This is a genomic window from Burkholderia sp. IDO3 (assembly GCF_003366075.1).
Lineage (GTDB): Bacteria > Pseudomonadota > Gammaproteobacteria > Burkholderiales > Burkholderiaceae > Burkholderia > Burkholderia anthina.
Map to the genome: position 1 here is coordinate 2520481 of NZ_CP028962.1, position 13003 is coordinate 2533483.

The window sequence follows — 13003 nt, forward strand, 5'->3', positions numbered from 1 at the left end:
CCGGACGCGTCAACTCCGCAGCGTATGCGTGTGCGGACAAATCGGTCATCGCGCGTCACCCCGAATGCCGGAACCTGCGCATTCCGCTGCCCCACGACCGGGACGACCGCGAACCATCGCGCACGGGCCAGCCGCGCCGAGGCCAGCGGCGCACACCCTCTTGGTGCACCACGCCGCCGCGAGTATGCTTTCACTTCATACGATCTCCAACCCGGGCGCGCACACCGCACCGCGGCCACGCGCCCCGCTAACACGGCCACTCACACGATGGACTTCGACGTAATCGTTCTGGGCGCGGGCATCGTCGGCGTCTCCGCCGCGCTGCATCTGCAGGATCGTGGACGCAAGGTCGCGCTCGTCGACCGCGGTGCGCCCGGCGAAGGCACGAGCTTCGGCAACGCGGGACTGATCGAGCGCTCGTCGATCGAGCCGTACCCGTTCCCGCGCAGCCCGTTCACGCTGATGCGCTACGCGCTGAACCGCTCGACCGATCTCTACTGGCACAGCGCGTCGCTGCCGGCATTCGCGCCGTGGCTCGCGCGCTTCTGGTGGGAATCGGCGCCGATGCGTCACGCGGCGGCCTCGCGCGACATGCTGCCGCTGATCGAGCGCTGCATCGTCGAGCACGACGCGCTGATCGCACGCGCCGGCGCCGCGGAGCTGGTCCGCGCGAGCGGCTGGATGGAAGCGTTCCGCACGCCGGCCGCCTTCGAACGCGCGGTCGGCGATGCCGGGCTCACCGCGCGCCGCCACGGGCTCGGCATCACGCCGCTCGACGCCGCGGCACTGCGTGCGCGGGAACCGAGCCTCGCGCCGGGTTTCTGCGGCGCGCTGCACTGGCTCGACCCGAAGAGCGTGGTCGATCCGTCCGCGCTCGTCAAAACCTACGCACAACTCTTCGTGCAGGGCGGCGGCACGCTGCTCAACGGCGACGCCGCGAGCCTCGACGCGCTATCGCCGGGCTGGCAGGTCACGACGGACGACGGCGGGATCGCCGCGCCGGCCGTCGTCGTCGCGCTCGGCCCGTGGTCCGACACGGTGTTCGGCAAGTTCGGCTACAAGATCCCGCTGCGCGAGAAACGCGGCTATCACATGCACTACGCGCCTTCCGAACGCGGCACGCCGTCGGCGCCGATCGTCGATCGCGAATACGGCTACGTGATCGCGCCGATGCGGCGCGGCCTGCGGCTGACGACCGGCGTGGAAATCGCGCGCCGCGGCCTGCCGCCGACGGGCGTGCAGCTCGAACGCGCGGAACGCGTCGCGCGCCCGGTGTTCGGCTTCGGCGAACGGCTCGACCCGCAGCCGTGGCTCGGCTTCCGCCCCTGCACGCCCGACATGCGGCCGGTGATCGGCCCCGCGCCCGCGCATCGCGGGCTGTGGTTCGCATTCGGGCACAACCATCACGGGCTGACGCTCGGCCCCGTGTCGGGCCGCCTGCTGGCCGAGATGATGACGGGCGAAACCCCGTTCACCGATCCGGCGCCTTATCGCGCGGATCGTTTCTGAACCGGTAGCGTGTCAAAGCGCGCTCAGTCGAGCGCGCGGCCGAAGATCTCGATCACTTCGTCAAGATGCTCGGCCATCGCGCGGCGTGCGGCTTCCGGGTCGCGCGCGCGGATCGCGTCGAGGATCGCGCGGTGCTCGAGCTCCGAGCGGTGCGGCATGTCGTTCGGCATGTACAGCGACTGCAGCCGCTGGAACATCAGGTCGTATTTGTGCGCGAGCAGCTGCTTGATCATCAGCGCATACGCGGGGTTGTCGCTCGCTTCCGCGATACGGATATGGAACAGCCGGTCGCCCGGATGCGTGAGCGAGCCGCTGCGGTTGTCTTCCTGGTTGCGCAGGAACGCCTCGTGGATCCCTTCGATCTGCGCGTCCGAGCCGTGTTTCGCGGCGAGCGACGCGGCTTCCGGTTCGATCAGCCGGCGCGCCTGCAACAGCGCGAACGGCGGGATTTCGGTGTCGAGGTCGAGCGCGATGCCGAGTTCCGGATCGATCTCGACGATCGAAAACGGCGCGACCTTCGTGGCGGGTTGCGGCGCCGGCGCGGCAGCCGCCTCGGGCTGGCGCACCTTCACGCCGTCGCCGACGCGCACGCTGACGAGCCCGTTGACTTCGAGCGCGATCAGCGCCTCGCGCACCGAGGTGCGCGACACGCCGAACCGTTCGGCCAGTTCGCGCTCGGGCGGCAGATAACTGCCCGGCGGAAAATCGCCGGACTCGATCATGCCGCTGAGCTTGTCGGCAATCTGCTGGTACAGGCGGCGGTTCTGAATCGGCTGGATGGACATACGTTGATACAGGTGAGCGGTTTCGTTGCGAACGGTCTGCCGAATGAAGCGCCGGGCCGTTCGCGCCTATTTTATATGCCGGGCTTCGACGCGCCCGGCACCGCATAGCAACGCGCGGCCGTGCCCCCCCACAATGCGCCGCGCTCGGCCGCCGACAGCCGCGCCTCGGCCCAGCGCTCGACCAGCGACGCCACTTCGTCATACGACGCCGCGAGCAAACACACGGGCCAGTCCGAGCCGAACATCAACCGCTGCGGCCCGAATGCGTCGAGCGCTGCATCGAGGCACTGCTCGATGTGCCGGATGTCCTTCGCGCGCAGGCCGCGCCGCCAGTCCGTCTCGGTCACGAGCCCCGACAGCTTGCACACCACATGCGGCAGCGCGCCGAGCTCGCGCAACCCGGCCCGCCAGCGCGCAAACGCGGTGTCGTCGCGTTCGAACTCGGCAAGCGCCGGCTTGCCGGCATGATCGAGCACGAGCCAGTGCGCATCGTGCCGTGCGCAGAACGCGCGCACGTCGCGCAACTGACGCTCGAACACGAGCACGTCGTACACATAGCCATTCGCCTGCAACCAGGCGACGCCGCGATTGAATGCAGGATCCTCGACGAACGCGGCGACGTCGGCTTCGTCCTGCACCTGATGACGAAAGCCGCGCAGCTTCGGGCTGCGCCATTCGGCGATGCGCTCGGCGAGCCCGGGCGCCGCGAGATCCTCCCAGCCGACCACGGCCGCGATGTGCGCGTCGTCGCGGGCGAGGTCGAGCAGGAATGCCGTCTCGTCGCGCCCGGCGCGCGCCTGCACCGCGATCGACGCGCCGAGCGCCTGCGCATGCATCTGCGGCCACAGCATGTCGGGCAGGTAGTCTCGCGCGAGCACGCCCATCCCTTGGCCGATCCACGGATAGTCGGCCGCGCGGTAACGCCAGAAGTGCTGGTGGGAATCGATACGCACTGCGCCCATGGTGTCCTCGTGTTCCGCCGTTACCCGCGCATGACATCACGCCTCGCTCAGTCGTACAACACCGCCGCGATCTTCGGGTCGTCGATGTTGGACTTGTCGTACCAATAGAAACCGGTATCGATGACCTTCGGCAGCTTCTCGCCCTTGATCGCCTTCACGGCCGCCTCGACCGTCTTGTAGCCGATCCCGATCGGATTCTGCGTGATCGCGCCGGCCATCAGCCCGCTGCGGATCGCGTCCTTCTGCTGCTTGCCTGAATCGTAGCCGACGATCACGACCTTGCGCTTCATCTCGCGCACGCCGTTGACCACGCCGATCGCCGAGCCTTCGTTGGTGCCGAACAGGCCCTTGAGCTTCGGATACGCCTGCAGGATCGACTTCGTCACCTCGGTCGATTTCAGCTGGTCGCCCTCGCCGTACTGGACGGTCACGACCTGCACCTTCGGATGCGCCGACTTCATCCGTTCGAGAAAACCGTCGCGGCGGTCGATGCCGGTGCGGCTCGTCTGGTCGTGCGCGACCACGGCCACCTCGCCTTCGTCGCCGATCAGCGCGGCGAGCTTGTCGGCGGCGAGCCCCGCGGCGGCCTTGTTGTTGGTCGCGGCGGTCGTCACCGGGATATCGCTGTCGACGCCCGAGTCGAACGCGATCACGGGGATCTTCTCGGCCTGCGCCTTCTTCAGCAGCGGCAGCGCGGCCTTGCTGTCGAGCGCCGCGAAGCCGAGCGCGGCCGGCTTCTTCGCGATCGCGGCGGACAGCATGTCGATCTGCTTGTCGACCATCGCCTCGGTTTCGGGGCCTTCGAACGTCACCTTCACCTTGTAGTCCTTCGCGGCCTGCATCGCGCCGGCTTTCACGGCCTGCCAGAACTGATGCTGGAAGCCCTTCGAGATCAGCGGGATGTAGGTTTCCTGCGCGTGCGCGCCGGCCGTGACGCCGACGGCGAACGTCAGCCCGACGATCGCATTCAACACCTTGCTCCTGATCACTTCGCGTCTCCTTGGTGGGTATCGACTGAAATTGCCGGCCGGGCCGGCGGTGAAGCGGATGCCTGCGCGTCCGTGCGGCGACGTCAGCGGCGACGCCGGCGCAGGATGTCCACGTACACGGCGAGGATGATGATCACGCCGGTGACGACCGTCTGCCATTCCTGCGCGACCGACATGATGCGCAGGCCGTTGGTCAGCACGCTCATGATGAATGCGCCGATGATGGTGCCGACGATGCTGCCCGCGCCGCCCGACAGCGACGTGCCGCCGATCACGACGGCCGCGATCGCATCGAGCTCGTAGCCCTGGCCGAGCGCGGGCTGCGCGGAGTTCAGCCGCGACGCGATCAGCAGCCCCGCGATCCCGCACACCGCGCCGCTGAACGTGTAGACGGCGATCTTCCACGCATCGACGTTCACGCCGGACAGCCGCAGCGCTTCCTCGTTGCTGCCGAGCGCGAACGTGTAGCGGCCGAAGATGGTGCGGTTCAGCACGATCGACGCGCCGATCGCGACGAGGAACAGGATCAGCACCGCGTTCGGGATCGGCAGCGACGGAATCAGGTTGCCGATCAGCGAATCCTGCGCGATCGACGTGAAGCCGGGCGTGTCGTTGAAATAGATCGGCCGCGTGCCCGAGATCACGAGCGACAGCCCCTTGAGCAGCATCATCATCCCGAGCGTCGCGATGAACGGCGGCACCTTCATCTTCGCGATCACGAAGCCCGACACGCTGCCCGACAGCGCGCCGAAGAACAGCGCGGCCAGGATCCCGAGCGGCAGCGGCATGCCCCAGTTGGTCAGCACGACGCCGGCCATCACCGCGCAGAACGTCATCAGCGTGCCGACCGACAGGTCGATGCCCGACGTGATGATCACGTAGGTGCAGGCGACGGCCAGCACGCCGTTCACGGCCGTGGCCTGCAGGATCGACACGAGGTTGTCGACTTCGAGGAAGTTCGACGAGGCGATGCTGAAGAACACGATCAGCAGCACGAGGCTCGCGAACGCCAGCAGCTTCTGCCGCGCGGCCGGGTTGAAGAAGCGGGCGCGCAGGCCCGGTGCGGCCGCCGGCGTGTCGCCGGTGGCAAGAGGCGGAACGGGATGCGTATCGTTGGACATGATCGGGTAGGCGTCTGAATCAGGACAATACGGTCGACTCGCGCTGGGTCGCGAGCTGCATGATCTTTTCCTGCGTGGCGTCGGCCGCGCGCAACTCGCCGGTCACGCGCCCTTCGCACATCACGAGAATCCGGTGGCTCATGCGCAGCACCTCGGGCAGCTCCGACGAGATCATCACGATCGCCTTGCCGTCGGCGGCGAGCGCGTCGAGCAGCTTGTAGATCTCGCTTTTCGCGCCGACGTCGATGCCGCGCGTCGGCTCGTCGAAGAACAGGATGTCGCAGTCGCGCAGCAGCCACTTCGCGATCACGATCTTCTGCTGGTTGCCGCCCGACAGCAGCCGCGCGGGCTGCGCAACCGACGGCGTGCGAATCGAAAGCTGCCGCACATACGACTGCGCGGTGTCGCGCATCTCGCGTGCATCGAGAAACACGCCGCGGCGCACGAAGCGGCGCATGCTCGACAGCGCGATGTTGTTCTGCACGTCCATCCCGACCGCGAGCCCGAAATGCTTGCGGTCCTCCGACAGATAACCGATGCCGTGCCTGACCGCGTCGGCCGGCGTGCGGATCGTCACGGGCTTGCCGTGCACGCGGATCTCGCCCGCGTCGATCGGGTCCGCGCCGAACACCGCGCGCGCAACCTCGGTGCGGCCCGCGCCCATCAATCCCGCGAAGCCGAGGATCTCGCCGCGCCGCAGCGTGAAGCCGACGTCGCGGATCGCGCGGCCGCGCGACAGGCCGCGCACGTCGAGCGCGACGTCGTTGGACGACGTCTCGGGCGGCGTACGGAACGTCGTGTCGAGCTGGCGGCCGACCATCATCGCGATAATCGCGTCCATCGACGTGCCGGCCATCGGCACGGTCGCGACGTATTTGCCGTCGCGCATCACCGTCACGCGATCGGCGATCTGGCGCAGCTCGTCCATCTTGTGCGAGATGTAGACGATGCCGACGCCGTTCGCGCGCAGGTCGCCGATGATGCGGAACAGCTCGGCGATCTCCGCGTTGTTCAGCGCGGCGGTCGGCTCGTCCATGATCAGCACGCGCGAATCGAACGACAGCGCCTTCGCGATCTCGACCATCTGCTGCTTTGCGACCGTCAGCCGGCCGACCGGCGTGCGCGGATCGAGATCGAGCCGCATCCGCGCGAAGATCGCGGCCGCGTCGCGGTTGAGCTTCTCTTCGTCGACGAACACGCCGAAGCGGCCGCGCGGCTCGCGGCCGATGAAGATGTTCTGCGCGACGCTCAGGTGGTTCATCAGGTTCAGTTCCTGATGGATGATGCCGATGCCGAGCGCCTGCGCGGCACGCGGATCGGCAATCTCCACCGCGCGGCCGTCCATGCGGATCTCGCCGCCGTCCCGCTGGTACACGCCGGCGAGGATCTTCATCAGCGTCGATTTGCCGGCGCCGTTCTCGCCCATCAGCGCATGCACTTCGCCGGCGCGCAGGTCGAACCGGCAATCGTCGAGCGCCTGCACGCCCGGAAAGCGCTTGCTGACGCCGGTCAATGCGATCAGCGCGGCGGGGGCCGCGGGTGCGGCGGTCATCGGGTTCGGATCGGGTTGCATGGCGCGCCGTCCTCAGTCGATCGCACGATCGAGATGCGTATAGCCGCCATCGACGAACAGCCACTGGCCCGTCGTGTGCGATGCGCGTTCCGACAGCAGGAACACGGCCGTGTCGGCGATCTCGTCGGCCGTCGTGAAGCGCTTGCCGAGCGGCACCTTGCCGGCGATTTCCGCCAGCTTCGCGTCGGGATCGTCGAAGCCGGCGATCCAGTTCTGATACAGCGGCGTCATGACTTCGGCGGGGATCACCGCGTTCACGCGCACGCCGTCGCCGCGCAATGCGACGGCCCATTCGCGCGTCAACGCGAGTTGCGCGCCCTTCGATGCGCAATAGCCGCTCGTGTTGCCCTGGCCGGTCACGGCCGTCTTCGACGAAATGTTGACGATCGCGCCGCGCGTCGCCTTCAGGTGCGGCACGCAGTAATGCGCCATCGCGTAGTAGTGGATCAGGTTGCGCTCGAGCGATGCGACGAACGCGTCGCGCCCGGCATCGAGGCCGACGCTGTCGTTGATGCCGGCGTTGTTGACGAGACCGTCGATGCGGCCGAAACGCGCGACCGTCTGTGCGACGGCCTCGCGGCATTGCGCATCGTCCTGCAGCTCGACGGACACCCACGCCGCGCGCGGCTGCTTCCGCGTGAGCGCATGCCAGAACGTGTCGTCCGGCGCGTGCCGCGCGAACACCACGGGAATTGCGCGTTCGTCGGCCAGCCGCATCGAGATCGCGGCGCCGATGCCCGATGCACCGCCGGTCACGATCGCGACCTTGTCTTGCAGATTCAAATCCACTTCGCGTCTCCGTCGTTCGTGTCGTCGCCGCGCAGGCCGCGCGCGGCGCATCGTACGTCGTGCTTCGTCGTGCTGTTTCTGTCAGCCGCGGAACCGATACCGCTCGAGCGATTCGGGCTTCATCTCGATCGAAAAACCGGGCGCCGTCGGCGGCATGTACGCCGCGCCGCGCACGACGCACGGTTCGACGAAATGCTCGTGCAGGTGATCGACGTATTCGGTCACGCGCCCTTCCTTCGTGCCGGAAATGCACACGTAGTCGATCATCGACAGATGCTGCACGTATTCGCACAGCCCGACGCCGCCCGCATGCGGACACACCGGCAGCCCGTACTTCGCGGCCAGCAGCATCACCGCGAGAATCTCGTTCACGCCGCCGAGCCGGCACGCGTCGATCTGCACGACGTCGATCGCGCCGCGCGCGATGAACTGCTTGAACAGCACGCGGTTCTGGCACATCTCGCCGGTCGCGACCTGCACGGGCGCGATCGCCTCGCGGATCTTGCGATGCCCCTCGACGTCGTCGGGGCTCGTCGGCTCCTCGATGAACCACGGTTTCGCGAACGCGAGCTCGCGCACCCAGTCGATCGCCTCGTCGACTTCCCACACCTGGTTCGCGTCGATCATCAGCTTGCGGTCCGGGCCGATCACCTCGCGCGCGATCGTCACGCGGCGGATGTCGTCCTCCAGGTTCGCGCCGACCTTCAGCTTCACGTACTCGAACCCGGCTTCGACGGCTTCACGGCACAGCCGCCGCAGCTTGTCGTCGCTGTAGCCAAGCCAGCCGGCCGACGTCGTGTAGCACGGGTAGCCGTCGCGCTCGAGCAGCGCGATCCGGTCGGCCTTGCCGGGCGCCTGCCGGCGCAGCAGGTCGAGCGCTTCGTCCGGCGTCAGGCAGTCGGTCAGGTAGCGGAAGTCGATCGCGCGCACCAATTCCTCGGGGCTCATGTCGGCCACGAGCCGCCACAGCGGCTTGCGTTCGGCTTTCGCCCACAGATCCCACACCGCGTTGACGACGGCCCCCGTCGCCAGGTGGATCGCTCCCTTGTCGGGGCCGATCCAGCGCAACTGGCTGTCCGACGTCACGTGCCGCCAGAAGCGGCCCATGTCCTCGCAAATCCAGTCGAGGTCGAGGCCGACGACGAGATGACGCATCGCGTCGATCGCCGCGCAGCAGATTTCGTTGCCGCGCCCGATGGTGAACGTGAGCCCGTGGCCTTCGAGCCCGGCGTGGTCGGTGTCGAGCACGACGTACGCGGCCGAATAGTCCGGATCCGGGTTCATCGCATCGGAGCCGTCGAGCTGGCGCGAGGTCGGGAAGCGCACGTCGAGGACGCGCATCGATCGAATGATAGGCATGACGAACGGTCCGTTGAAGGGAATCAGGCCTGCACGGTGCGCTGACGCTGCTCGCCGAGCCCGTCGATGCCGAGCGTGATCAGCTGCCCGGCGCGCAGATAGACGGGCGGCTTCTGCCCGAGCCCGACGCCCGGCGGCGTGCCGGTCGAGATCACGTCGCCCGGTTGCAGGCTCATGAAGCGGCTCAGGTAGCTGATCAGGTGCGGCACGCGGAACACCATCGTCGCGGTCGTGCCGTTCTGGTAGCGGTGGCCGTCCACCTCGAGCCACAGCCGCAGCGCGTGCGGATCGGGCACTTCGTCGGCCGTCACGAGCCAGGGCCCGAGCGGGCCGAACGTGTCGTTGCCCTTGCCCTTGTCCCACGTGCCGCCGCGTTCGAGCTGGTATTCGCGCTCCGACACGTCGTTCACCACGCAGTAGCCGGCAACGTGCGACAGCGCATCGGCTTCGTCGATATAACGGCCGCCCTGGCCGATCACCACGCCGAGCTCGACTTCCCAGTCGGTCTTCTCCGAGCCGCGCGGAATCTCGACGTCGTCGTTCGGCCCCGAGATCGCGCTCGTCCATTTGCCGAACACGACCGGCTCCTTCGGAACGTCCATGCCCGATTCGGCCGCGTGGTCGGAGTAATTGAGCCCGATGCAGATGAACTTGCCGACGCGGCCGACGCACGCGCCGAGCCGCGGCGTGCCCTCGACGAGCGGCAGCGACGACGGCGGGAGGTCGCGCAGCCGCGCGAGCGACGCCGGGGTGAGCGCATCGCCGGCGACGTCGTCGATCACGCCCGACAGGTCGCGGATCTTGCCCTGCGCATCGAGCAGGCCCGGTTTCTCGTGGTGTTTGTCGCCAAATCTCAGCAGTTTCATGGGGTTGTCCGAACGGAAACGGAAAGTGAATGGGGCGGGCCGGTCAGTTTGACCAGCCGCCGTCGATCAGATGAATCGCGCCGGTCGTGAACGACGCTTCGTCGGACGCGAGGTACAACGCGAGCGCGGCCACTTCGTCCGCGGTGCCGATGCGGCCCATCGGCTGGCGCGCGACGAAGGCCTGCCGCACGGTGTCGGTCGACACCTGGCGCGTGCGCGCCTGCTCGGCGATCCGCTGCTCGAGCGACGGCGACTCGACCGTGCCGGGGCAGATCGCGTTGCAGCGGATGCGCTGCTCGACGAAATCGGCCGCGACCGCCTTGGTCAGCCCGATCACGGCGGCCTTGGTCGTGCCGTAGACGAAGCGGTTCGGCACGCCCTTCACGCTCGACGCCGCCGACGCCATGTTGACGATCGACGCGCCGCCCGCTTCGAGCATCGCCGGCAGCAACGCGCGGATCAGCCGGTACATCGACGTGACGTTCAGGTTCAGCGAGAACGCCCACGCGTCGTCGTCGCAATCGAGGATCGAGCCGTGATGGACGAAACCGGCGCAGTTGAACAGCACGTCGAACGCCCGTTCCTGCGCGGCGAGTGCCGCGACGTCGTGCGCGTCGGTCACGTCGAGCCGCCGTGTCGCCAGCCGGCCGCCCGCGCGCTCGGCGTCGGCCGCGAGTTGCGCGAGCGCGGCCTCGTTGATGTCGGTCGCCAGCACGTCGGCGCCCTCGCTCGCGAACCGCAGCGCGGTTGCCCGGCCGATGCCCTGCCCGGCCGCCGTGACCAGCGCGTGCTTGCCCTGCAATCTCATGCGCACCTCTCCGAATAGAAGCCGGCGAACCGGCCGATTGGCACAAAGGACCAAAGGTCCAACCAATCATAGGAACAGATTCCGGATTTGTCACGGCCGCGCGATTCAGTATTTTCCCGAGCGGGAGAATCTGCCGGGCAGCGGTGCCGCAGTGGCCGATTGGCGGGCAACCCACGCCCCGGACGATCGGCTCCGCATCGCGCGAAGCCAATGCCGGCGGGCGTTTCCGCCGGTTTCCGCAGCTCGCGTCACGCCGCGGCCGGCGAACCTGACAGAAAAGTCATGTTGCTGTCAGGGTCTCAACGGGATGCGCGCGCGATCATCGTGTGGCCGGACCGCGCCTCCCGGCACACCGCACCCCCGCCCGTCGACGATCCCTGACGGGCACCTCCGTCCCCCGCGGTGGGCCCCGTGACTGAGCGAGCAGACACGGTGGGCGCGGGCCGATTTTCCGCCCCGGGCGTCCGCGTCCGGGGCGTTTTTGTCCGCCCTTTTTAAAGAAAATGCGGGTCGATTGTTTCTAAATCGGCAAAAGGTAATTTGAGCCAGACAGGATGTTTTTTCCGGTCACAGACGCTTACATTTAGCGCACCACTCATGGAAACCGCTACGGATTCGCCATCGGGTAGTGACATCCACTGCCAAGGCCGAAACCGCACGAGCTTTAGGAAACGGCAAATGAAGGCCTCTCAATCCCTGCCTGCGCTCGATCCCGCCGACGTCCACGTCGAAATTCTCGAACGTTCCGATACGCTGCTCGTCGTCCGCTGGGTCGAACCCGGCCGCTGTCATTACGGCGAGCAGCGCTGGCGCCGCCGCTTCGCGCAGCGCACCGGCACCTGCGCGCTGTCGCGCCAGGTCATCCAGCGCGGCGACGAAGTATTCCGCCCGGCCGAGCGCCCGGCACCCGCGAATGCGGCCGCGATGATCTCCGCCGCCGAAGTGCTCGGCATGGCCGGCGGCCGATAACGCGCACCGGCCGCGTGCGCGGGCCGGCTGCGTAACACGCATGCCTGCCTAGAACCGCCGGTCTAATTCCCCCGCTTGTCTGCTCCGCCTGCGCGGACTATCGTTACACCACTCAATGTAACGATTACGCGTCGTGGCGCATCGCCACGCCGAGGGAGGCAGACATGCATGCATGGAGCGCGCGCCACGTCCCGGCGCAAGGCGGCAAGGTCGCGGTCGTGACCGGCGCCAACAGCGGTCTCGGCTGGCAGATCGCGGAAACGCTCGCCGCCAAGGGCGCGACCGTCGTGATGGGTTGCCGCGATGCCGCCCGCGCCGCGCAGGCGGCCGATGCGATCCGCCGTCTTCATCCCGCTGCCCGCGTCGAAGTCGATCCGCTCGACCTCGCCGATCTCGCATCGATCCAGCGCTTCGCCGACGACGTGTCCGAACGTCACGGCCGCGTCGACATCCTCTGCAACAACGCCGGCGTGATGTTCCTGCCGCTGCGGCATACGCGCGACGGCTTCGAAATGCAGTTCGGCACCAACCACCTCGGCCATTTCGCGCTGACCGGCCATCTGCTGCCCGCGCTGCGCGCCGCCCGCCGGGCGCGCGTCGTCACGATGTCGAGCGGCTTCAACCGCGGCGGCCGGATCCGCGTCGACGACCTGCGCGCCGAGCATCGCTACAACCGTTATCTCGCGTATTGCGACAGCAAGCTCGCGAACCTCGTGTTCGCGATCGAGTTGCAGCGCCGCTTCCAGCGCGCCGCGTTCGCGGGGATCAGCGTCGCCGCGCACCCCGGCTACGCGGCGACCAACCTGCAGTTCGCGGGCCCCGCGATGGACAGCTCGCCCGCCCGCGCCACGCTGATGCGTGCGGCGAACCGTTATCTCGCGCAACCTGCCGACCAGGGCGCGCTGCCCGCGATTCATGCGGCGACGGCGCCCGATCTCATCGGCGGCTCGTACATCGGCCCATCCGGCTGGTTCGAATCGCGCGGCCTGCCGGCACCCGCAAGCGTGCCGCGTTCGGCCCGCGACGCGGCCGTGGCGGCGCTGCTGTGGGAAGCGTCGGAAGCCGCGACGGGCGTGCGTTTCCTGAGCGCGGGCGCACCCGCCGGAAGGCCGCTCGCCAAGCCGTTCGACGCCGCGGCCGAGGCACGCTGAGCGGCACGCCGCCGGCTCGCATATTCTTCATACTTATTACGCAGACGGAAAAGAAAGGCCGTTGAAAGACTGATTCGACGCACGACTGTTACCACCCAGGAAACAATCTATCGTCAAAATCA

General features: G+C 68.0%; 12 protein-coding genes. 3 read left to right on the forward strand and 9 right to left on the reverse strand.

The window, feature by feature from the left end; all coding sequences use genetic code 11:
* The first annotated feature begins 267 nt into the window (after nucleotides 1-267).
* Complete coding sequence (locus DCN14_RS11575; protein ID WP_096501728.1) at nucleotides 268-1509, forward strand: FAD-binding oxidoreductase; 1242 nt, start codon at nucleotides 268-270, stop codon at nucleotides 1507-1509.
* 23 nt (nucleotides 1510-1532) lie between these two features.
* Here DCN14_RS11575 and DCN14_RS11580 read toward each other — a convergent pair whose 3' ends face one another.
* The 9 genes from DCN14_RS11580 to DCN14_RS11620 all read right to left on the reverse strand — a co-directional run bounded on the left by DCN14_RS11580 (nucleotide 1533) and on the right by DCN14_RS11620 (nucleotide 10761).
* The gene (locus DCN14_RS11580) at nucleotides 1533-2294 is read right to left on the reverse strand and encodes a FadR/GntR family transcriptional regulator (RefSeq protein ID WP_096501730.1); all 762 of its coding nucleotides are present in this window, start codon (nucleotides 2292-2294) and stop codon (nucleotides 1533-1535) included.
* Between the two features lie 71 nt (nucleotides 2295-2365).
* Nucleotides 2366-3256, reverse strand: coding sequence for an amidohydrolase family protein (locus DCN14_RS11585; RefSeq protein WP_096501732.1), 891 nt, complete (start codon nucleotides 3254-3256; stop codon nucleotides 2366-2368).
* A 47-nt stretch (nucleotides 3257-3303) separates the two neighbouring features.
* Nucleotides 3304-4245, reverse strand: a complete 942-nt coding sequence (locus tag DCN14_RS11590) for an ABC transporter substrate-binding protein (RefSeq protein WP_096501734.1) — start codon at nucleotides 4243-4245, stop codon at nucleotides 3304-3306.
* Nucleotides 4246-4328: 83 nt separating this feature from the next.
* Nucleotides 4329-5366 carry an ABC transporter permease gene (locus tag DCN14_RS11595; protein WP_096501736.1) on the reverse strand — a complete coding sequence of 346 codons (1038 nt, stop codon included), beginning with the start codon at nucleotides 5364-5366 and terminating at the stop codon, nucleotides 4329-4331.
* A 19-nt stretch (nucleotides 5367-5385) separates the two neighbouring features.
* Entirely contained in the window at nucleotides 5386-6939 is a 1554-nt protein-coding gene (locus DCN14_RS11600; protein WP_096501738.1) for a sugar ABC transporter ATP-binding protein, read from the reverse strand.
* Between the two features lie 12 nt (nucleotides 6940-6951).
* Nucleotides 6952-7728, reverse strand: a complete 777-nt coding sequence (locus DCN14_RS11605) for an SDR family oxidoreductase (RefSeq protein WP_096501740.1) — start codon at nucleotides 7726-7728, stop codon at nucleotides 6952-6954.
* 81 nt (nucleotides 7729-7809) lie between these two features.
* On the reverse strand, nucleotides 7810-9087 hold the full coding sequence (locus DCN14_RS11610; RefSeq protein WP_096501742.1) for an L-fuconate dehydratase: 1278 nt from the start codon (nucleotides 9085-9087) through the stop codon (nucleotides 7810-7812).
* Between the two features lie 23 nt (nucleotides 9088-9110).
* Nucleotides 9111-9953, reverse strand: coding sequence for an ureidoglycolate lyase (locus DCN14_RS11615; RefSeq protein WP_096501744.1), 843 nt, complete (start codon nucleotides 9951-9953; stop codon nucleotides 9111-9113).
* Between the two features lie 43 nt (nucleotides 9954-9996).
* Nucleotides 9997-10761: an SDR family oxidoreductase gene (locus DCN14_RS11620; protein ID WP_096501746.1), complete on the reverse strand. Its 765-nt coding sequence runs from the start codon at nucleotides 10759-10761 to the stop codon at nucleotides 9997-9999.
* A gap of 678 nt (nucleotides 10762-11439) precedes the next feature.
* Here DCN14_RS11620 and DCN14_RS11625 point away from each other — a divergent pair.
* Complete coding sequence (locus DCN14_RS11625) at nucleotides 11440-11730, forward strand: DUF3331 domain-containing protein (RefSeq protein ID WP_096501748.1); 291 nt, start codon at nucleotides 11440-11442, stop codon at nucleotides 11728-11730.
* A gap of 164 nt (nucleotides 11731-11894) precedes the next feature.
* A complete protein-coding gene (locus DCN14_RS11630) occupies nucleotides 11895-12881 on the forward strand; it encodes an oxidoreductase (protein WP_096501750.1) in 987 nt (328 codons plus the stop codon).
* Nucleotides 12882-13003: the final 122 nt, after the last annotated feature.